The organism is Pseudomonas sp. fls2-241-R2A-110 (assembly GCF_030209165.1).
Classification (GTDB): domain Bacteria; phylum Pseudomonadota; class Gammaproteobacteria; order Pseudomonadales; family Pseudomonadaceae; genus Aquipseudomonas.
This window is the reverse complement of the sequence record NZ_JARVSN010000003.1, coordinates 164,714-186,879: the sequence shown is the minus strand read 5'-3', so window position 1 is coordinate 186,879 and position 22,166 is coordinate 164,714. Positions and strand designations below refer to the sequence as shown.

General features: G+C 60.7%; 16 protein-coding genes. All 16 read right to left on the bottom strand.

Annotation, left to right across the window (positions count from 1 at the left end; translation table 11 throughout):
• Positions 1-232: 232 nt before the first annotated feature.
• Positions 233-1,732, bottom strand: a complete 1,500-nt coding sequence (locus QRN31_RS02100; protein WP_285429891.1) for an MltF family protein — start codon at positions 1,730-1,732, stop codon at positions 233-235.
• 157 nt (positions 1,733-1,889) lie between these two features.
• Positions 1,890-3,542, bottom strand: a complete 1,653-nt coding sequence (locus QRN31_RS02095; RefSeq protein WP_285429890.1) for an arylsulfatase — start codon at positions 3,540-3,542, stop codon at positions 1,890-1,892.
• 226 nt (positions 3,543-3,768) lie between these two features.
• Complete coding sequence (locus QRN31_RS02090) at positions 3,769-4,569, bottom strand: endonuclease/exonuclease/phosphatase family protein (RefSeq protein WP_285429889.1); 801 nt, start codon at positions 4,567-4,569, stop codon at positions 3,769-3,771.
• A gap of 216 nt (positions 4,570-4,785) precedes the next feature.
• Positions 4,786-5,544, bottom strand: coding sequence for a PIG-L deacetylase family protein (locus QRN31_RS02085; RefSeq protein ID WP_285429888.1), 759 nt, complete (start codon positions 5,542-5,544; stop codon positions 4,786-4,788).
• A gap of 125 nt (positions 5,545-5,669) precedes the next feature.
• Entirely contained in the window at positions 5,670-6,329 is a 660-nt protein-coding gene (locus QRN31_RS02080) for a glycosyltransferase family 2 protein (RefSeq protein WP_285429886.1), read from the bottom strand.
• Complete coding sequence (locus tag QRN31_RS02075) at positions 6,326-6,925, bottom strand: SAM-dependent methyltransferase (protein ID WP_285429884.1); 600 nt, start codon at positions 6,923-6,925, stop codon at positions 6,326-6,328. The genes QRN31_RS02080 and QRN31_RS02075 overlap by 4 nt, the downstream gene beginning before the upstream one ends.
• Positions 6,922-7,680 (bottom strand): PIG-L deacetylase family protein, encoded by a 759-nt coding sequence (locus QRN31_RS02070; RefSeq protein ID WP_285429882.1) that lies wholly within the window; start codon positions 7,678-7,680, stop codon positions 6,922-6,924. Before QRN31_RS02070 ends, QRN31_RS02075 begins: the two co-directional genes overlap by 4 nt.
• Positions 7,677-8,666, bottom strand: coding sequence for an acyl-CoA dehydrogenase family protein (locus QRN31_RS02065; RefSeq protein ID WP_285429881.1), 990 nt, complete (start codon positions 8,664-8,666; stop codon positions 7,677-7,679). The genes QRN31_RS02070 and QRN31_RS02065 overlap by 4 nt, the downstream gene beginning before the upstream one ends.
• A gap of 1 nt (position 8,667) precedes the next feature.
• Positions 8,668-10,827 (bottom strand): glycogen debranching protein GlgX, encoded by a 2,160-nt coding sequence (gene glgX, locus QRN31_RS02060; RefSeq protein WP_285429880.1) that lies wholly within the window; start codon positions 10,825-10,827, stop codon positions 8,668-8,670.
• A gap of 114 nt (positions 10,828-10,941) precedes the next feature.
• The gene (locus QRN31_RS02055; RefSeq protein WP_285429878.1) at positions 10,942-11,268 is read right to left on the bottom strand and encodes a DUF2934 domain-containing protein; all 327 of its coding nucleotides are present in this window, start codon (positions 11,266-11,268) and stop codon (positions 10,942-10,944) included.
• A gap of 21 nt (positions 11,269-11,289) precedes the next feature.
• On the bottom strand, positions 11,290-14,067 hold the full coding sequence (locus QRN31_RS02050; RefSeq protein WP_285429877.1) for a malto-oligosyltrehalose synthase: 2,778 nt from the start codon (positions 14,065-14,067) through the stop codon (positions 11,290-11,292).
• The gene (gene malQ / locus QRN31_RS02045; protein WP_285429876.1) at positions 14,064-16,142 is read right to left on the bottom strand and encodes a 4-alpha-glucanotransferase; all 2,079 of its coding nucleotides are present in this window, start codon (positions 16,140-16,142) and stop codon (positions 14,064-14,066) included. Before malQ ends, QRN31_RS02050 begins: the two co-directional genes overlap by 4 nt.
• Entirely contained in the window at positions 16,139-17,935 is a 1,797-nt protein-coding gene (treZ, locus tag QRN31_RS02040) for a malto-oligosyltrehalose trehalohydrolase (protein ID WP_285429874.1), read from the bottom strand. Before treZ ends, malQ begins: the two co-directional genes overlap by 4 nt.
• A gap of 15 nt (positions 17,936-17,950) precedes the next feature.
• Complete coding sequence (gene glgA / locus QRN31_RS02035) at positions 17,951-19,537, bottom strand: glycogen synthase GlgA (RefSeq protein ID WP_285429873.1); 1,587 nt, start codon at positions 19,535-19,537, stop codon at positions 17,951-17,953.
• Positions 19,538-20,126: 589 nt separating this feature from the next.
• On the bottom strand, positions 20,127-21,080 hold the full coding sequence (locus tag QRN31_RS02030; protein WP_285429872.1) for a D-2-hydroxyacid dehydrogenase family protein: 954 nt from the start codon (positions 21,078-21,080) through the stop codon (positions 20,127-20,129).
• Positions 21,081-21,093: 13 nt separating this feature from the next.
• Positions 21,094-22,119, bottom strand: coding sequence for an alpha/beta fold hydrolase (locus tag QRN31_RS02025; protein WP_285429870.1), 1,026 nt, complete (start codon positions 22,117-22,119; stop codon positions 21,094-21,096).
• Positions 22,120-22,166 lie beyond the last annotated feature (47 nt).

Sequence of the window (22,166 nt, the reverse complement as noted above, 5' to 3'; positions counted from 1 at the left end):
GGTTACTTGGCGCTTCTCCAAGTGACCCGCTGTAAAAGCGGAACCAATAGCCGCCGTCACCCCAAAAACGGATATGTACCCAACCCCAACCCCAACCCCAACTCCAAAACGATCTGAAGTAAACCGCATCACACGATTGGACATACTTAGCCCGGATCAGTTTTTTCAGTTCTCCAAGTTATACGCCGCTGTTGAAAGGGCTTAATACCTATCGCGCAGCAGCCACCTGCCATCATTGAACCGCTTTACCCGCCACAGAGGCTGATTTTTCTTCTACAAGTTTGTACGCCACGTAGTACTTGTAGATGTTGCCAACGTAATCCACCGTTTCCCGGCCCACCACCTGCGCCGCGGACTGCTCGACATTGCCAAACCAGATGTTCTTGTCCAGCCCGGATTTTTCGGCCAGCGCCCGAAACTTGCGCAGGTTGCCGGGACCGGCGTTATAGGCGGCGAAGGTCATCAGGGTTTTGTTCATCTGCGACAGTTGCGGGTCGTTCAGGTACTTGTCCGCGAGCAGGCGCATGTACTTGCTGCCAGCCTCGATGTTCTTATCAGCGCTCTTATCAATGCCGCCGATCCCCACGGTGGGGTCGTTGGCGGTTTTGGGCAGCAATTGCATCACGCCGACTGCGCCTCTCGGGCTATGGGCCGTCTGATCGAGTTGTGATTCCTGAAACCCCTGCGCCATCAGCATCAGGTGATCAAAACCATAGGTACTGGCGTGGCGGTTGAAGATCTCGACCATTTCCTGAAACTTCTTCATTTGCGCTTCGGACGTCGCGTTGAGCACCCGTTTGCTGCTGTTGGTCACGTATTTGGTGCGCAGGCTATTGCCGAACGTGGTGCCGACCTTGTGGGTTTTAACGAATTCGTCCAGTTGTTTTTTCAGTTGCGGGCTGTCTTTGCGAATAGCCCAGGCAAATTCTGAATTGTCGTGCACCTTGATGTTTTCGTGAATCTTCATGTCCGTGTACAGAGGTTTCCAGATAACAGCGATGTAGCGGTCAACCACGGTGGCCTTGAGCAATCCGGCATTGACCATTTGCAGCAGGTCTTCGGACTCCAGGTTTTCGTCGGCTGCCTTGAGGTCAATGGGTGCCAGGCCCTTTTCCTTGAAGGTGGCATTCAGCGCCTCAAGGTGCTCGTAATAGCTGCTCGATGCCCGAACGGTAATTTCCTGACCGGACAAATCTTCAATCTTTTCGAACGCCTGACTGCCGGGGCCGGTGACCAGCACCTCTGGAATACTGACGGCAAAGGGGTCGGAAAAATCCACCGTCTGCAGTCGGCCCTCTGTCACGGTGAGCCCACCAACAGCGATGTCGCCGACGCCTTTGATCAGCTTCGGCATCAGCTCATTACGGGCTGTCGGTATAAACATCACCCGCCATTGCATCGACTTTTTCGCATAAGGCTGGGTTTTGTTCAGCCAGGCTTCGAGGCCCTTGCCCAACTCATAGCTGAGGCCACGCTGGCGACCGCGATCGAGTTCGAAAAAGGTTTTGCTGTACGGCACCAGGACCCGCACCAGCCGGCGTTGACGCATGCCTTCGAAGTCACCGACCCAGTCTTCGGGCACCGGCAATACCAGGCTTTGCACTTCGGCTTCTTCGGCCGGGGTGAGTTCAGGGGCGGGCAGTTCGGTCAGGGTCGTGGCGAAGGATGTGCTGAGGCAGCAAAGAAACAGGTAAACAACCAGAGGCTGAAAAGCACAACGGCGAATGTTCATGTTGGCTTACCGAAGGCAGGGAATCAGGTCTAGATGAGTATGGCTTCAACTACGTTTTTTTCACGCCAGCGATAGCCAAGGGCGGTCGGTTGCATGGAGGTCAACGCACCCTGAATCCAGGAAAAAGCGGCAGCCCCGAAAGGCTGCCGCTGCATCGCTAGTTAGGGATTGGAAGGATAATGCCTTCTTTCTCCAGGTCTTCGCGCACCGACTGGAATTTCTGGTACTTGGACAATTCTATCGGGCCGTCATAGCTCATGCTTTGCAGTTTGCGCGGTGGATACTGAGCATAGGTTTTCATCAGCTTCGCAATCGCTGTGCTGATAGGAACCATCGTCCACGTATGCTCGGTGAAGTTGTTCATGAAGATGTCGTAGCGCTCCTGCGGGTCCTGAAGCAAGTCGAAGACTTGCGGCACGGTGGCCACGTACTTGGTGGGACCCTTCCAGCCCTGGTTGGTGTCGACGGCCAGGCCGCCTGTCGAGGCGCCATTGTCGCCACGCAGGTTGAACACCGCCTTGTAGTTGCCAACCCGGGCGGCGCCTGGCGACAACTCGTTTTCGGTGAAGTAGAACCATTCCTTGCGTGGGTCCGGGCCGGTTCCGAGCAGCACGGGTGTCATGTCGTAACTGTCGAAGATGATGGGCTTACCTTCGCGGTCTTTATCCGGCAGTTTGATCCCAGCCACGGAAGCGAATGTTGCCATCAGGTCGAGACCGCCGATGATGTCGTGGTTTTTGGCATTGGGTTTGATTTTGCCCGGCCAGGCCATGATCGCCGGCACCCGGTTGCCACCTTCACGCACCGTGCCTTTGGTGCCACGGAACGGCGTGTAGCCCGCATCCGGGTAAACGTCCTGCCACGCTCCGTTGTCGGTGGTGTAGACCACCAGGGTGTTTTTATCCATTCCCAGCGCTTTCAACTTGTCCATGATGCGGCCAATGCGCGTATCGAGTTCGACGATGGAGTCGGCGTATCTGGTCTTGGATATCGACTTGTGCACGAACTCCGGTGCCGGCATGTTCGGCTGGTGCACCTTCATGAAGTTGACGTTGATAAAAAATGGTTTATTGGATTTTGACGCGGTGTCGAGAAACTCCATCGTGGCTTTTTCGACATAGTTGTCGAAGAACGGAATACCGACCACACCGGGTTTGCCATCAATCACCGGCGTGTCCAAGTACTGTCCGTTGATCTTAAATTCTTCGACCGGTTTTTCCCCGGCTTTGGCCGACAGTGCGCCCCGCGTCACTTTGGTGAACATCGCCCGGGTTTCATCGTCCATGTCCGGGAACCAAGTAGGGTCCGCGTAGGTGTAGGCGTTCAGGTGATACAGGCCGACGTATTTCATCACGTCGTAACCTTGAGCATTGGGCAGTGCGTAATCGTCTTCACCCAAGTGCCACTTGCCGGTGAAGTAGGTGTCGTAACCTCCGGTCTTGAGGACGGAGGCCAGTGTCCATTCCGCTGCTGGCAAGCCACCCCCCTGACCCTGGAAGGCGACGGTGGTCATGCCGCTGCGGTTGGGGATGCGCCCGGTTTGCATCGCAGCCCGGCCTGGTGTGCAACTGGGTTGAGCATAAAACGAGTAAAACGTCGTGCCTTCAGCGGCCAGTTCATCGATGCTCGGCGTCGGCATGCCTCGGCCAACACCACCGCCGTAGGGGCCCAAGTCGCCATAGCCGGTGTCATCGGAGACGATGAAAAGGATATTGGGTTTTTCTGTTTGTGCTGCGTGGGCAACACCGTTGAGCGCGATCAGTAATGAACACGCGACGAAAAAACGAGTGCGGTGAGAGAGCCTTTTCATAGCTGGTTTCCTTTCTCGACGTTGATCCTTGCCACTCTTTAATAACAGTCTGAGTGCAAGACAAGGGTCTGAGGGTCCCCCAACTTCTAGCCCGGAAAGTGTTGGAAAGCTGCGAGTGTCTGGGAAGAATTCCCACTACTATTCGAGGCTAATGAGCAAGCCTAGTAGGGTTTTTTAAAGTGACAGGCCTTAGCTAGCGCTTTACGCGGCCATTCGTCGGCGATGCTCAGAGGTGCACTTCGACCGCCAACGGCAAATGATCCGACAAATGCGTCCAGGGCTTGCTGCCAAGAATGCGCGGATTATGGCTACTTGCGTTGCGCAGGTAGATCCGGTCGAGGCGCAGCAGTGGAAACCGCGCCGGATAAGTTTTCGCCGGTCGGCCATTGTGGCGTTCGAACGCTTCGTGCAGGTAATCGCGACGGGCGAGGGCGGTGTTGCCGTGCAACTGCCAGTCGTTGAAGTCGCCGGCGATGATCACCGGCGCGTCGGCGGGCAGGGATTCGAGCAGTTGGCAGAGCAGTTGGAGCTGTAACTGGCGATGGCTTTCCAGCAGGCTCAGATGAACGCAGATGGCATGCACTTCAGCGTGTCCCGGCACATCGAGGATGCAGTGCAACAACCCGCGTCGTTCGGGGCCGGTGATCGAGACATCGAGGTTGCGATGTTCGTGGATCGGGTATTTGGACAGCAACGCGTTGCCGTGATGCCCGTTGGGGTAAACGGCGTTGCGCCCATAGGCGAAATCGCTCCACATGCTGTCGGCCAGGAACTCGTATTGCGAAGTCTGTGGCCAGTCGTTGTAGCGGGACGAATGGCGCTCGTGTTCACCGACCACTTCCTGCAGGAACACCAGGTCCGCCGAGGTACTGCGCACGGCTTCACGCAGTTCGGGCAGGATGAAACGCCGGTTGAGGGCGGTAAATCCCTTGTGGGTGTTGACCGTCAGCACCCTCAATCGATGAATCGCCGGGGGCGTGTTCAAGGACTCGGATTTGACGGCGCGCTGCTCGGAATCGCTGGTCACGGTCACTCCTCTGAATCTGGGCTGCATCTCTATGCGACTGATGCAGCGCCAGGCAGTTCAGTTTGAGCGACACCCGAACTAATGTGGGAGCGAGCCTGCTCGCGATGAGGCCGTCAGCTTCAACATCTCTGTTGGCTGTCAGTCCGCCATCGCGAGCAGGCTCGCTCCCACAGTGGGGCAGTGGGGCAGTGGGGCAGTGGTGAATGGGGAATCGGGTCAGACGAAGACGATTTCGTAAGGCAAGCGCATGCGTTCAAGAATAACCCGGGGCAGCAGCGGCGCAATGCCAAGGGCGGGTTCGCCGCCGAGCTGACTGGCGTATGCATGGGTTGCGTGGCTTTTACGCGCGACGGTCCAGGTGTCGAGGCGCACTTTGCGGGCCCGGTGCCACGGCATCAGTCCTTGATCGCGACTTGGCCAGTGCCAGGCCCAGACCGGTACTTCGTTGAACGTCGCGCCGACCATGCTTGCCGCATTGGCGCTGGCGCGGCCGACGGCATCATGGTCACTGGTGCCGTCTTCGCGCCAGGTGCTGAACACCGCGTCGCCGGGACGCAGATAACGGGCGATGAACTGGGTCAGTTGAGTCTCCCGCTCGGCCAGGGCGTTATCGGTGAAGCCGCCGCGAATCCATTTCAGGCTGTGCATCGGCAAGCCGAGGCGGCGCAAGGCTTCGACGCTTTCCTGGCCGCGAAACACGCTCAGGCGCTTCTCCGACCATTGTTGCGAACCGGGGTGGCTGGCGCTGCCGTCGGTGATGGAGATCAATTGCAGGGGGTGTCCAAGGGTGGACAACAGTTGTAGCAGGCCGCCGCACATGACCACTTCATCGCCGGGGTGCGGCGCGATGACAACGGCGCGTGCGCCGGCGGGAATGAGGGTCTGGGTGTTGATGACGGGGATGTTGTCCAGTTGCAGGGCACTGTTCCAGATCTGTCCTGGCAGGCTGCTTTCGATGATGGAAACGGATTTCATCGGGCTACGTCCTTGTTCTGTTTAAAAACGATGTGCCGCGCTCCATACCCTGGATTGCCGCGCAGTGAGTATTGCTCAAGTCGCGCTATTCGTCGCCTCGCTGTTTCATCCGAGGCCGATTTTTTTTAATCGGCTTGTACCAGATCTCGCAAATAATCACCGAAACCACCGCGGGCACGACTGTCCAGGCGCGCGCTGGTGAGCACTTGCGGGCGGTGACTCCAGGCAATGTTGGCGCCGCAGCGTTCAAGTTGTCGCACCAGTTGCACATCTTCATCACAGGCCAGGGGCTCGAATCCACCGGCACGCTGATAAGCCTCGGCGCTGATGCCCAGGTTAGCGCCGTGAATGTGCCGATGGCCGTCGCGGGCCTGATAGTGCTGGTGATACCGAATCTGTGCCGACTCATCGAACGACTCGTGCCACGCCTCGACCGTCACCGTGCCACAGACCGCGTCGACATCCAGCGCCAGTTGCGCCACCAGCCAGTCATGGGCGACACGGCTGTCGGCGTCGGAGCAGGAAATCCAGCGCGCACCACGTTGGAGCAAAAAATGCGCCCCAGCGGCACGGGCCTGACCGACATTGCGCGCCTCGATTGCCAGACAGTGCACGGGATAAGTACTGACGATCTCTGATGAGCGGTCAGTGCAACTGTCGAGCACCACCAGTATCTCCACGGTTTCGCCGTCCAGCCGTTCGTGTTGCGCGGCGAGCAGCGCCGCTTGCAGACAGTCTTCGAGCAGGTCTTCTTCGTTATGCGCCGGGATCAGGATGCCAATCATCGCAAGCCCTCCAGCGCCGCCACAGAACGAGGTTCGCGACTCCAGAGTTCGAGCAGGAAATCCGCTTCCTGGTGCAGGACCAGACGCGGCAAATGCAGATGTTCGTGGAGCATGTCATGGACTTGCCGCGCATTGAGCGGGCAGCCGTCGATAGGCGGACGCCAGTGGCAGGCCAGGAGCTGGCCGTCAGCGGTCAATGATTGTTCGGCCTGTACGATCAGCTTTTTCAAGTCCTCGGCGTCGAGGTAATAGCCAATTTCGCTGATCACGATCAGGTCGAATTTTTCGTTTGGCCAATCCTCGGGCAATCGGCTTTGGCGAACCTCTGCGTGGTCGAACGGCCCGAGCCGCGTACGGGCGAGCGCTACGGCCGCCGCGGCCGTGTCGCAGCACAGCAAGCGATCGCAGCGGCTGGCCAGTTCAACGCTCAGCTCGGCGTTGGCGCAGCCGGGCTCGAAGATCGCGCGGTAGCGGGGGCGAGGCAGGGCGGCGAGGGTGATGGCGCGTTTGCGTTGTTCATACCAGCGTTGACGGAATGACCACGGATCATCGTTACCGGCAAACAAACCGTCGAAATAGCGATCCTCGACGCTCATAGAAACACCACTTCGAACGGTTGCAGCAATCGCTCCAGCACAAAAGGCGCCAGCACCGGCGGCAAGCCGATGTGCGGGTCGCCTTCCAGTTGGCTGGCGAAGGCCTGGATGGCGTGGCGTTTGCGAGCGACCAGCGCCGGGTCGAGGAAGATTTTGCGTGCGCGGTGCCACGGTACGAAGCTGTCTTCGGGCGCGGCCCAATGCCAGGTCCACACGGGCAATTCATGCAGGGTCGCACCGACGCGCATTGCCGCTGCGGCGCTGGCGCGGCCCACCGCCTCATGGTCACAATGACCGTCTTCGCGCCAGGTGGTAAAGACCACATCGTTGGGCCGCAGATGCCGTTCGATGAAGGCGCTCAGCTCGGCTTCGCGGGCGGCCACGTGGCTGTCAGAGAAGCCTGCGCGCAACCATTTCAGGTTGTGCAGTGGCAGGCCTAGGCGGCGCAAGGCTTCGGCTGATTCCTGCGGCCGGACCGTGCTCAGTCGTTCCACCGGCCAGCGCTTTGAGCCAGGGTGACTGGCGCTGCCATCGGTGACGGAGATCAGTTGCAAGGGGCGACCGGCAGCGGCGAGCAATTGCAGCAATCCACCGCAGCCGAGCACTTCGTCATCCGGGTGCGGAGCGATGATGACGGCACGGGCGCCTACGGGCACCAGGTCGAGAATGTCGATCACCGGCAGTTGCGCCAAGTGATGGGAGGTTTGCCATAAATACAGGGGCGTGCCCTGGCCGACAATGGGGTTTGCTTTCATAACGTCCATGTTCCGTTGAGGACCTGTTTGCCAAGCGCGGCGAGATCTCGCTCAGCGTGGCTTTGACGCAGGAACACCGGTAAATCAGCGATCAGTCGCGCGAACTGTCGGTCCTTGCAATACGGTCCGGCACCCAAGGCGTGACCGACGTGCTGGATGACCTGTTCGACCGCGTGCTCCACCACTGCGCGAACGCGCCGGGCGAGTATTTCAGCATCGTCCAGTGGCGCGGCGTCGATGGTCAGCGCGCTGACCCGCAACACCTCGGCTGCAGCGTGCAGCGCGCTGTCGACTGCACCCAGGTGGGCGAGGGCATGGGGTTCTTCATGTTGAGCACAATGCGTTCGCAGGCGTTCGGCGAGGCTCTGTGCCGCACCGTACCAGCAGGCGGCGATGCCGATGCCGCCGTGCCAGAAACCGGGTCGTTGCAGGTAGTCGCCGGGGTTGCCGATGGCTTGCGCCTCGGCACCGTCGAACGTCACCTCGACGCTGCCGGTGGCGCCCATGCCGACCGCTTGCCAGCCGACATCGGTGACAGTCACACCGGGTTGATCCAGTGCCACAGTGACCAATTGCTGGCGATCTTGCTCATCCCAGGCGGTGAGCAGCGCATGACTCAACACGGCCGCACCTGAACACCAGGCCTTGCGCCCGTTCAGCGCCACCATTTGGCCCTGAGGGCTGACCCGAACCTTTGCTTGCGGCGGTTCGGCGGCCCACATGCCCCATGTGCTGCCCGGCGTTGGCGAACCACCGAGTTGCTGGATGATCGCCAGCGCATCGGTATGGCCTTCGTACAATTTGCACAACCCCAAATCGTGGGCGCCAACCTCGGCCAGGCGCTGGAACCGCTCCAGCGTCCGGCCGCTACCCGGCAGCGGGAGCTGATCGAGACGTGCCTCGACCAGCGCCCGCAAGCACCGGCCTAACGCCCGAGTATCGGCGTAGTCCGGTGGCTGGCGACTGAGAAACGCCTGTAGGTCCATTTCACTCTTCTTCCTCGTGTTGCAATTCGAACAGCAGCAGCGAACGGCCGGTGACGGAATATTCGGCACCGAAATCGAAGCGTTCCTGGCCGCGAATCGACGGTTGGTTGGTGTCGATCATGCAGGTCCAGTGACCGCCATCAGGCACTTGCGGCAAGGTGAAGTTGACGATGTCGTGGTGCGCGTTGACCACCAGCAACAGGGTCGCGTCACCGCCCTTGCGGCGGATGCCGGTTTCCTGGGCGCGACCGTCAAGCAGCATGCCGAGGCATTTGCCGTGGGCTTCTTCCCATTGTTCGGAGGACATTTCACTGCCATCCGGCGCGAGCCAGGTGACGTCCTTGACGCCGATGTCCTCGTTGTAATTGCCCACCAGGAAGCGTCCGCGACGCAGGATCGGATAGGCCAGGCGCAGCTTGATCAGGCGCTTGACGAACTTGAGCAGGGCCTTGCCGTCTTCGCTCAGGTCCCAATTGACCCAGCCGATTTCACTGTCCTGGCAATAGGCGTTGTTGTTGCCTCCCTGGGTCCGGGCAAATTCGTCACCGGCCACCAGCATTGGCGTGCCTTGGGACAGCAGCAACGTGGCGAAGAAATTGCGCATCTGCCGCTGGCGCAGTTCGTTGATCTCGGGATCGTCGGTCGGGCCTTCGACGCCGTGGTTCCAGGACAGGTTGTTGTTGCTGCCGTCCTGATTGTTTTCGTCGTTGGCTTCGTTGTGCTTGTCGTTGTACGACACGAGGTCATTGAGGGTGAAACCGTCGTGCGCGGTGATGAAGTTCATCGATGCATACGGGCGACGGCCACGCTGGTTGAACATTTCGCCGGAGGCGGTCATGCGGCTGGCGAAGTCGGCCAGTTGACCCTCATCGCCTTTCCAGAAGGCACGCACGGTGTCGCGGAATTTGTCGTTCCACTCGACCCAGCCCGGTGGAAAGCCACCGACCTGATAACCGCCGGGACCGCAATCCCACGGCTCGGCAATCATTTTCACCTGACGCAAGACCGGGTCCTGACGACAGGCGACGAGGAAGCTGTGACGTTCGTCGAAGCCCTCGTGGTAACGGCCGAGGATGGTTGCCAGGTCGAAGCGGAAACCGTCCACGTGCATTTCCGTGGCCCAGTAGCGCAGGGAGTCGGTGACCATTTGCAACACGCACGGGTGGCTCAGGTCCAGGGTGTTGCCAGTGCCGGAATCGTTGATGTAGTAGCGTTTGTCGTCTGGCATCAAGCGATAGTACGAAGCGTTGTCGATGCCGCGCATGGACAGGGTCGGGCCTTGCTCGTTGCCCTCGGCGGTGTGGTTGTAGACCACATCGAGGATCACTTCCAGATTGGCTTCGTGCAGGTGCGCGACCATCTCCTTGAACTCGGCGATCTTGCCGCTGGCCAGGTAGCGCGGGTCCGGGGCGAAGAACGCGATGCTGTTGTAGCCCCAGTAATTGGTCATGCCTTTGTGCAGCAGATGCTGGTCGTTGACGAAGGCGTGAATCGGCAGCAATTCCACCGACGACACGCCGAGCTTGCGGATGTGTTCCAGCACGTCGTCGACCATCAGCCCGCCGAAGGTGCCACGCAGGTTCTCGGGGACGGAAGGGTGACGCATGCTGATGCCGCGCACGTGGGTCTCATAGATGATCGTCTTGTCCCACGGCACGCTGACGCGCTGGTCATTGCCCCAGGTGTGAGCCGGGTCGATCACCTTGCACTTGGGCACGAACGGCGCGCTGTCGCGTTCATCGAAGCTGAGGTCGGCGTCGGGGTGGCCGATGGTGTAGCCGAACAAGGCTTCGGACCATTTCAATTGGCCGACCAGTTGCTTGGCGTAGGGGTCGATCAGCAGTTTGTTGTGGTTGAAGCGATGACCGTTGGCCGGGTCATAGGCGCCATAGACGCGGTAGCCGTAGATCAATCCAGGATGGGCGTCGGGCAAGTAACCGTGGTAGATCTCGTCGGTGTATTCAGGCAGTTCGATACGCTCGAGTTCCACCTCGCCGGCATCGTCGAAGATGCACAGCTCGACCTTGGTCGCGTTGGCGGAAAACAAGGCAAAGTTGACCCCCAGACCGTCCCAGGTCGCGCCCAGCGGGAAGGGCAGGCCTTCACGAATTCGCGAGGCCTCGGCGTGAGGTTCTGGCGCGTCTTTTTTTGGACTGGTCATACAGGCTCCTGCTTAAAGGTAAGAATTCCGGGCTCTGATGTTTTTCGAGGACGAGCGCGTCCTCGGTGGCGAGCGGGCTCGCCACGAGGTCAATCAGAAATCGGTTAGGGCGCGTCAGACCGCAGGCGGTTTACGCGTCGCCTTAGGCTTTTTTTCCGTGGCTTTTTCGCCCGGCGGAATCACTTTGGAGGCGGCGGCAGGCTTGGCTTTGGCGCTGGCCTTTGGCTGCGCAGCCTTGCCATTGGCGCTTTTGGCCACAGGGGACTTGGCGCTCGCTGTTTTGCTGCCAGTGGCCTTCGGCGATTTGCTCGGGGCCAAGGCTTCTGCTTCAGCCAGTTTGCGAGCCATTTCCCAATGCCGGGTTTCCTGGCCCTCGGGTTTTCCTTCCGACTCCCAGATCTGATAGGCAAATTCGCGGATGCGTTTATCTTCGGTACTCATCGCAATACTCCTGAACTGAACTCAAGCTTGGGTAAACGTTTGAATAAAGAGATTGACCGGGAAATCCCCCAGCGCGGCGCTGATGTTCAGCTCCTTGTGGTGTGTGACTGCGGTGCTGGAAAAAAGTCCCTTCAAATTTTCGTCAGACGTGGCGAACGGTAATTTGACCCGCGTATCGCCCCAGCGCAGCGCTTCAACCTGAGGTTCTGCACTGTTTTCCAGCAACGCGGCGCAACGTATCGGGACGATCACGATGGCGCGTTTTCCCTCATGTTCTCGAGCAAAGGCCAACACCCGGTGAGCCTGACTGCCGACCACCTCAAGGGCTTGATACGTCCCTCGCTGAAACAGCTCGGCGTGTTCGGCCCGCAGGTTCAATGTCTGGGCGATCAAGGATTGCTTGATGCGCCCGTCACGCCAGCGGGTCAGCAGATCGGGCAGATTCACCGGTGCCTGCATGGCCTGTTGGCGGCTGGCGTAATCCACTGGCCGGCGGTTGTCCGGATCGACCAGCGAGAAGTCCCAGTACTCATTGCCCTGATACAGGTCCGGCACCCCTGGCACGGTCATTCGCAGCAAGGTTTGCGCCAAACCATTGAGGGCGCCAGGGACGGCGATGGTCTTCGCTGCGGTGCTCAGTGCTGTGCGCAGCGGTTGACCTTCGGGTGCTTGCAGCAGGCGTTGCAGGAATTGCTGAACGGCTTGTTCGTAAACCTCGTTCGGTGCACTCCAGCTGCTTTGCAGCTTGGCTTCGCGCAAGGCTTTTTGTTGCCACTGCCACACACGCTGAGCGTAGTCCTGCAGCGCCGACGGATCGTCGTCGCGCAAGTCCAGCGGCCAACTGCCGAGGATCGCTTGATACAAAATCAACTCATCGCCCGCCGACGGCATCTGCTCATCGTCACGCAAGGGGCTGGCGAGGGTTCGCCAGTGCGGAACCTGTTCGGTGTACCAGGCGCTGCGTTCGCTCAGCACCGCAAGCCGCGCCCGGGTGTCTTCGCCGCGCTTGTGGTCGTGGGTCGCGGTCGCCAGCAGGTTGTCTGGAAATTCGGCGAGACGGTTGGCGCAGACAGCATGAAAATCTGCAACGGGGGCGCTGAACTGCTCGGTGCTGAAGCCCACGTCATTGCGCGACAGCAGAACCGCCGAGCGATAGAACGCGGTGTCTTCCACGGCCTTGGCGGCGGCGGGTGAGGTCAATTGCTGGAAACGCACGCAGGCATGCTTGAGCATCTTGCGCGGGCGGCCCATCGGCCGGTTGCGCCACGGTTCACCGCCGAGCCATCTGGCCAGGCAGTCAAGCACCGGCCAATCGGCTTCGCTGAGGGCTTGCCGGGCACCTTCCATGGCCTGCTGGAAAAACACATCGTCTTCGCCAGAGCGACCGCGCGCACTGATGTAGGTGCGGTACACCGGGAAATGCACGATCAGTTCCTGCAACGCCCGGCGGATCGCACCGAGGGTCAGGTCGCGGGTCATCAGGTCATCGCGGGCCACTTGCAGCAACGCCTGGGCAACGCTTTCGAAATCCCCGGCGAGCGAGCCGTTAAGGATTTGCTGGCGTGCCAGTTGTGCTTCCTGACGGAAGTCGGCGGGCCGTTCGCTGTAGAGATTCCACAGGTTGCCCAGATTTTCGGCGCCTTGCGGGTCATGCTGCAACAGCGACAATTGGTTCATGAATTCATAACCGGTGGTGCCGTCCACCGACCAGTCGCGGTGCAGGGTTTCGCCTTCGCCGAGGATCTTCTCGACGAAGATCGGCAGGTGCCGGTCCGGCGACAACGTATCGACCCGACGCCGCAGTTTGCGGCAATAGCCGCGCGGATCGGCGAGGCCGTCGATGTGGTCGATGCGCAGACCGTCGACCAGGCCTTGCGCCACCAGCTCGAAGATTTTTGCATGCGTCGCTTCGAACACCGCCGGCCGCTCGACCCGCAGGCCCCCCAGTTCATTGATGTCGAAAAAGCGCCGCCAGTTGATGTCATCGGCGGCCGTGCGCCAGCTCGCCAGACGATAGCTCTGGCGTTCAAGCAGGTGGTGAAGGCGCTGGAAACCCTCGGGCATCAGCGAGTCGAATTGGCCGAGATTGTCCTGGATGCACTGGAGGATCGCGGGGTTGCTGGCGAGTTCGCGCAGCTCGGCTTTGAGCGGTATTGCCAGGCCATAAGCGTCCGTCTGGTAGCTCAAGGCGCTGAAACGGTCCGCAAGAAACTTCAGCGCTTCGTCTTCGGTTTTGAGCAGTTCGCCATAACTGGACGGACAGATCGGGAAGTGATGCTCGTAGTGCTCGACATAAAAGGCACCGCGTTGCGCATCGAAGCGCAAGGGCAGGGTGCCGTCCTGCAAGGCGACGCCGTAATCGCTGCCGAGGAAGGGCAGCAGCAACTGGCCTTCCATCAACGGGTCGGGCGAGTGCCATTGAATGTCGAAGAACTCGCCGTAAGGGCTCAGGCGTCCCCATTCCAGCAAGTCCAGCCACCAGGGATTGTCACTGCCGCCGACGGCCATGTGGTTGGACACGATGTCGAGGATCAGCCCCATCTTGTGCTCGCGCAAGGCAGCTACCAGACGGTGCAAGGCCGCTTCGCCACCCAACTCGGGGTTGACGGTGGTGGGGTCCACCACGTCGTAGCCATGCATGGAACCGGCACGGGCCGCGAGCAGCGGCGAGGCGTAGAGATGGCTGATGCCCAGGCTGGCAAAGTACGGGACCAGCGGGACGGCCTGGTCCAGTGTGAAACCTTTATGAAATTGCAGCCGCAGGGTCGCCCGTAGCGGTTGGAGGTCCGAATGAATCATTGGTCACGCTCGCCGGCCTGAAGTCGCGCGCAGGCAAGTAATTCCAGGCGCCGGGCGGCGTCCGGGTCATCCAGCAACGCCTCGCTGGCACCGGGCAGGCGCCGTGACCAGTTGGGATGCGTGTCGATGGTGCCGGGCAGGTTGGCCTGTTGTTCGACGCCCAAGGCATCTTCCAGCGGCAACAAGACCAGTGGCGCCCGGGTATGACCGAGGAAACGGATGGCTGCGTCGAGCACCTGATCGGTTTCATGGGATTCTTCGCGAAAGTTTTGCGGGTCCTCGCTCAACGCACGGCGCAGGCCTTCACGCTCGCGCTCACGGTGCTGGCGCCATTCGATTTCACTCGTGGCGTCGACCAGGCCCAGTCGGGCGTTCCAGTCGATATCACGGCCATGCCACCAGCCGTTGAGCGTCGGCAGGTCGTGGGTGCTGGTGGTCGCCAAGGCATTGTCCGGCCAGTCCAGTATCGGCTTGAAGTGCGTGTTGTCCTGTTCAAACAACAGCACACGCATGCCGAGGATCGAACGGGCAATGAGTTTTTCCCGCAGGCCTTCCGCCACGGTCCCGAGGTCTTCGCCCAGCACAATCGCCTGATGGCGATGGGATTCCAGGGCAAGCAACCGCAGCAGGTCGTCTACCGGGTAATAAAGGTAGGCGCCGTCGGCTGGCGGTGAGCCGTTGGGGATCACCCAAAGCCGTTGCAGACCCATGACGTGATCGATGCGCAAACCGCCGGCGTGGGCAAAGTTGGCGCGCAGCATTTCGATGAATGCGCGAAAGCCGTTACGCACCAGACCTTCTGGGGAAAACGCCGAAATGCCCCAGCCCTGGCCAGCGCGATTAAGGATGTCGGGCGGCGCACCGACCGTCAGCGAGGCAAGCAGTTCGTCCTGGCGACTCCAGGCCTGACTGCCACCGCCATCGGCCCCTACCGCCAAATCGGCGATCAGCCCAATGCTCATGCCCGCGCGGCGAGCGGCGGTTTGCGCACGTTCCAGGCAGCGGGCGATCAGCCATTGGCAAAAGGCGAAGAAGCCGATGCGTCCGGCGTTCTCTTCGGCAAAGTCGGCGAGGGCGGCGCTACGCGGGTTGCGCCATTGCTCCGGCCACTCGCGCCAGTCGAGGCTTTCGCCCTTGGCCAGGCGCGCTTCCTGAATGGCTTCGAAGCGGCAGTGATTTTCCAGGGCTTCACCCCCAGCGTGGCGGAAACTGCTGAAGTCTGCGTGCAGCGGGTGTTCGCCTTGCACAAACCCTTCGTACAGGGCTTGCAGCAAGCGGTGCTTGGCGGCGGCAGCCACGGGCCAGTTGATCAGCGCCTGTTCTTCCAGCTGTTGCAGCTCGCCGGCCAGGCCGGTGGCATCAATCGCGGCGCGCCATGCGCGTTCGCCGAGAATAGCGCCCGGGGCGGCGTACAGGCTGTTGAGGAACAAGCGGCTGGACGGCGAATACGGGCTGTAACGCTGGGTGTCGCTGCCGAACATGGCGTGCAACGGACTGATCGCCAAGGCTTCGGCGCCCCGTTCACCGGCGACCCGGGCGAGGTCTTCCAACGCCTGGGTATCACCGAAACCGCCATCACCGGGACGACGCAGCGAATACAGCTGGACGCTGAGGCCCCATGTTCGCGGGATCGGAGTGTCGACCGCATCGCCGACGCTGTAGCAGCGCTCGGGTGCTACCGCCAGGGTGAATGACTGTCCATCGATGCTGACATGCTGATAGCCGACCGGGATCAGTCCCGGCAGAACCGCCTGTGCATCGAGCTTGAGATTCAGCCGAGAGCCGTCTTCAAGGTGGACTTCGCAAGGGGTTTCGGGCTCGAAGTAATGCGCCAGGTCGAGGCCGACACCGACATCGCAGGTGAGCAGCGGCGGCAGGTGACGGGTCTGCTGCACTGCTTGCAGTTGCAACAGGCTGGCGTCGATTTCCTGAGCCGTGCTGGCCGGGTGGCCGAGGCCGGTAAGGACGGCGCGTAACACCGACGGGGCGACTTTTTGCGGGCGACCGTTGGCATCGATCCAGTCAACGGCCAGGCCTGCACGGCCGGCCAGTATTTCAAGTTGCGCGTCGCTCATTGGCGCTCTCCATCAGAGGGTAGCAAAGGGGCTGCAGCGGTAAGGCTGACTAGCGCGCAATACGGGGCAAGCGTGCCCTGGTCCAACAGGTCGGCAGACTGCGGCGGGTATTCGAACAGCAACGCAGCGCTGACCTGTGGGGTGTGGACCACAGGCGTGTTGCTGAGGTTCAGGTCAATACGCAGCTCACTGCCATCACCCAGACGCCAGCGTGCGCTGACCGCGCCTTTGCCCAGGACGTCGGCCCCCAGGGCTTGGGCCCCTGGCAGGCGCGGGATGATGTACTGGTGGCGCAAGTGCAGCAGCCGGCGATACAGCGCATACACCGACGATTGCTCCTGCGTTGACAGCGTTGGCCGCGATGCTTCAAACGTCTGGGGCGCGTTCGGGTCGGGAATCTGCTCGCGCTTGTGCGGGTCGGCAAAGGCACTGAATGCGGCAAACTCGCTGCGTCGACCTTCGCGCACCAGTTCCGCCAGTTCACCGTTATGACTGGTGAAGAACAGGAACGGCTCCTCGGCGGCGAATTCATCGCCCATGAACATCAGTGGGATCATCGGCGAGAGCAGCAGCAACACGGTGGCGGCTTTCAAGGCATCGGGCGGGGCCAGTTGATGCAGGCGTTCGCCGAACGCGCGGTTGCCGATCTGGTCGTGATTTTGCAGAAACAGCACGAACGCGCTGGGCGGCAAGTGCCCGCTGGGCTCGCCTCGAGGCGTGCCGTGGCGCGTCATATGGCCCTGAAACACGAACCCCTGGCTCAGGCATCGCGCCAGTTGTTCGGTCGGTTGTTCGGCATAGTCGGCGTAGTAGGCGTCGGTTTCGCCGGTCAGCAGAACGTGCAGGGCATTGTGGCCGTCGTCGTTCCACTGCGCGTCGAACCCTTCCTCCAGCAGGCTGGCCTGGTTGTGCTCGTTCTCGACCATGAGCCAGACATTTCGCACCGGGTCGGTCTGCTGACGCACCCGTTGGGCCAGTTCCTGGAGAAAGTCCGGGCTCTCGATGGCGTGCACGGCGTCCAGGCGCAGACCGTCGAAGCGGTACTCCAGCAGCCACATCAGCGCGTTGTCGATGAAGAAGTCACGGACCTCGCGCCGTCGGAAGTCGATCGCCGCGCCCCACGGGGTGTGCTTGTCTTCGCGAAAGAAGCCTTTGGCGTAGTGATGCAGGTAATTACCATCGGGGCCGAAGTGGTTGTAGACCACGTCGAGAATCACCGCCAGGCCCAGGCCGTGCGCGGTGTCGATCAAGTGCTTGAGTTGTTCCGGGGAACCGTAGGAGGCCTGGGGCGCATAGGGCAGCACCCCGTCATAACCCCAGTTCCGTTCACCGGGGAACTGCGCCAGCGGCATCAGTTCGATCGCGGTGATGCCCATCTCGATCAGTCGCGCCAGGTGCTCCTCGACGCCACTGAAGCCGCCGAGCGTGCCGACGTGCAGTTCGTAGATGACGGCCTCGTTCCAGGGGCGGCCTGTCCAGGCACTGTTTTGCCATTGATAGGCGAGGGGATCGACGACCACGCTGTGGCCGCCGATATCACCCGCCTGCGCGCGGGAGGCCGGGTCCGGCACCTCCAGCTCGCCATCAATGTTGTAACGGTAACGCGTACCCGCGGGGCAGCGAGTGTTGATCACGAACCAGCCATCGGCCTGAGGCAGTAGCGGCAAGGATTGTCCATCTTCCAGTTCGACACTGACATAAAACGCATCTGGCGCCCACAAGGCAAAACGCGTGTGTTCTGCGTCCAGCATAATTGCGCCGTGGGGCCAGGTCTCAAGGGTCCGTAACGGCATCTTTGAAAGCCTCTTTTACTGTTTCCCCGATTTTCCCAGGGCTTTGGCGACAAGTTGTTCGTAGAGCTCAGCGTAGGGTTCGACGGCTTTGCACCAGTTGAAAGGCGCGGCCATGGCGCGGCAACGCATGGCATTGAGCAGGCCCGGGAATGCAAATACCTTGAACGCGCGGCTCAGGGCTTCCTGGTAACTCTCGACCGTGGATTCGTCGAACAGGAAACCGGTCACGCCGTTCTCGATGGTGTCGGCCAGGCCGCCGGTATTGCGTGCGACTGGCAACGAACCGAAGCGCTGGGCGTACATCTGGCTCAGGCCGCAAGGCTCGTAACGCGACGGCATCAACAGGAAATCGCTGCCGGCGAACATGCGCCGGGCGTCGGTTTCATTGAAGCCAATGCGCACGCCGATCTGCCCCGGGAAGCGCAGGGCCAGCTCACGCATGGCTTGCTCTTCTTCCGGCTCGCCCCGGCCGATGATCGCGATCTGGCCACCGTTGTTGACGATGTATTCGGAGACCGCTTCGGTCAGGTCCAGGCCTTTCTGATAGACCAAGCGCGACACCACGGCAAACAGCGGGCCTTCGGACTCTTCCAGACCGAACAAGTCACGCACGTGGGCGGCGTTGACGGCTTTGCCTTCCCAATCACCGATGGTGAACGGGCAGAACAGGTGCGGGTCGGTGGCGGCGTCCCAGCTTTCATCGATGCCGTTGGGAATGCCACTGAGCAAACCTTGCTGGGTCTTGGCGGCCAGAAAACCGTCGAGGCCGCAGCCAAAGGCTGGCGTGGTGATTTCCTGGGCGTAAGTGGCACTGACCGTGGTGATGTGGCTCGAGTAGGCCATGCCGGCCTTGAGGAACGACATCTTGCCGTAGAACTCCATGCCTTCCTGTTGCAAGGCGTGCATGGGAATACCGAGTTCAGGGCACGAGCCAAGGCTGGTGACGCCTTGGTACGCCAGGTTATGGATGGTGAATAACGTCGGGGTGCGCTGTCCACGCCAGTGCATATAAGCAGGGGCGAGACCGGCAGGCCAGTCATGGGCATGCACCAGGTCCGGGCACCAGTGAATTTGTGCAAGGTTGGCAGCGATATCGGCGGCGGCAAGGCCCAGGCGGGCGAAACGAATATGGTTGTCCGGCCAATCGCGGCCGTTGTTGGCGCCGTAAGGCGAACCTTCGCGCTCGTAGAGTTCAGGGCAGATCAACACGTAAATGACCAGGCCGTCCGGCATGTCCATGCGGCCGATCTTGCAGGGCGGCAATGCAGCGTGCCCACCCAGTTCCCCAATGATGTGGATCGGATTTTCGCTGTGCAGCACTTGCGGATAGCCCGGGATCAGCACCCGCACATCGTGCAGTTGAGCCATGGCCCGTGGCAATGCGGCGGACACGTCACCCAAACCACCGGTTTTTACCAGGTCGGCAATCTCGGAGGTGACGAATAACACTTTCTTTCTATTCGGATTCTGACTGGCAGCCGGTGTCAGCGTTTTGGTCCCTGGTACGCTGACCGATTGAGCGCTCGGAGCAACCACGGCGCTCGATTCGCCGACCTGCTGATGAGCACGCTCTCCCTGAATATCTAAAGCCGCACTAATCATATGAATCTCCCGTGTTGTTGATCTAATTCTTAGGTCTGGCACAAACGGTGTCGTGGCCTAATCCTGTGGCCGGGCGCAAACGCGCGACGCATAGGTGAGCAAGTGCTGCCCAATGCGTTGAAGCAAAATGGGTGGAGGGGCCGTTGCAAGGAATGCACCAGTCGCTTTTGCCCTACCTTTAACCTGACCCATGGTCACGACCGAAAGTTTCGAGTTTCTTACCGCCAGATGACCGACCGGTTTTACCTCGCGAAAATGAGTCTAGGCCAGATCCTAGAGCGGGGCAGGTCATGTGGTGAAATTGTTCGACAATTGGTTGGAAGAGGGTAAAAGAACACGGCGGGAAGGGGGAGACGCACCGACGAAGTGCAGGTTTATTTTTTTTAGTGAGTCAAAACGGGACTGGTGAGTCACCGAAATGGGCGGGTTTGGCGGAGTGGCGCACCATTTAGGTGCGGGCGGAACGGGGATTGGTGTAGGTTTCAAGGCCCATCGCGGGCAAGCCCGCTCCCACAGGTGACCGCATTCTTATAGTAGGAACGCGATTCATGTGGGAGCGGGCCTGCCCGCGAAGAACGATGACTCGGTATCAGATCAGTAATCGAATCGGTTCTCCCGCCGACCAGGCCTGAATGTCCTCGATCATCTGCGAAAAGAACTGATGATAATTCTGCTGGCTGACATAGCCGACATGCGGCGTCGCCAGGACATTTTCCAGCGTGCGGAACGGATGATTCACGGGCAACGGCTCCACATCGAACACGTCCAGCGCAGCTCCGGCGAGCCGGTTTTTCTGCAGCGCCTTGATCAGCGCGGCCTCATCGACAATCGGCCCGCGGGCGGTGTTGACCAGCAGCGCCGAAGGTTTCATCCAGCCCAGCGCCTGGGCATCGACCAGTCCCCGGCTGCGCTCGCTGAGCACCAGATGCACCGACAGCACATCGGCTTGCTCGAACAATTCCTGCTTGCTGACATAGGTCACGCCCGCTTCTGCGGCGCGTTCGGGCGTGAGGTTTTCGCTCCAGGCAATCACCCGCATGCCGAACACCTGGCCGAACTGGGCGACGCGTTTACCGATGCTGCCAAGGCCAAGGATGGCCAGGGTCTTGCCGTGCAGGTCGCCGCCCAGGCCTTGCTGCCATTTGCCGGCGCGCAAGGCATTGGCTTCAACCACCAGATTGCGGGTCGCGGCCATGATCAACGCCCAGGTCAGTTCCGGCGCCGCGTGTTTGTAGCTGTCGGTGCCGCAGACTTGAATGCCGAGTTCGGCAGCGGCTTTGAGGTCCAGCGCGGCATTGCGCATGCCGCCAGTGACCAGCAGTTTGAGCTTGGGCAGTTGGCGCAGCAGGTCAGCATCGAATCGGGTGCGCTCGCGCATCACGCAGATCACCTCGAATGCGCCCAGGCGCTTTGCCAGGGTTTCGTTGTCGGCCGGGTAGTCGTGAACAAAGCTGACCTCGCCGATGCTGTCCAGCGCGGACCAGTCGACCACGTCACGGGCCACGTCCTGCCAATCATCGATCACCGCTATCTGCACTGCCATCAGCCTTGCCTCCTCAACGAACGGGATTGGTTTTGTTCAGCCATTCGAGCAGCGCCTGGTGGAACTTCGCCGGCTCTTCCATTTGCGGCGCGTGGCCCAGGCCAGGGAATTCGACCAGTGTCGACTGTGGAATCAGCTTCGCCACTTGCTTGCCAAGAACGTCGTAGTGACCGAGCTTCGCCTTGACCTCCGGTGACGCGATATCGCTGCCGATGGCCGTGGTGTCGGACGTGCCGATCAGCAACAGCGTGGGCATCTTCAAGTCCTTGAACTCGTAATATACCGGCTGAGTGAAGATCATGTCGTAGATCAGCGCCGAGTTCCACGCCACTTGCGTGTGCCCCGGGCCCTTGTTCAGACCGGCGAGCATGTCGACCCAGCGATCGAATTCGGGCTTCCAGCGACCGCCGTAATAGGTGTTGCGTTCATAGGTGCGGATGCCATCGGCGCTGAGTTTGAGCTCGCGTTCATACCATTGATCGACGCTGCGATACGGCACGCCAAGGGCTTTCCAGTCTTCCAGGCCAATGGGATTGACCAGCGCCAGTTGCTCGACTTGATCGGGGTATTGCAGCGCATACCGTGTGGCGAGCATGCCGCCGGTGGAATGCCCCAGCACGCTGGCCTTCTGGATGCCCAGGGCCTTGAGCAGTTGCTGGGTATTGGTCGCCAGTTGCTGGAACGAGTACTGGTAATGGTCCGGCTTGCTGGAGGTACAGAAGCCGATCTGGTCCGGCGCGATCACCCGGTAACCGGCTTCGCTCAATGCTTTTATTGAACTGTCCCAAGTGGCGCCGCAGAAGTTTTTGCCGTGCATCAACACCACGCTGCGCCCGTTGGGCTTGCCGTGGGCGGCGACGTCCATGTAACCCATTTGCAGGGATTGACCCTGGGACTTGAAGTCGAAATGTTTGACCGTGTAGGGGTAGGCGAACCCTTGCAGTTGTGGCCCGTATTCCGGGCCTTCGGCGTGGGCCAGGACAGGCAAGGCCGCCATCAGGAACAGGCCGGGCAGCCAGCGGGAGAGGGCAAGTGACATGGATGAACTCCGTAGAAAACCCGCCGATGCTGGATCGGCATGATTAG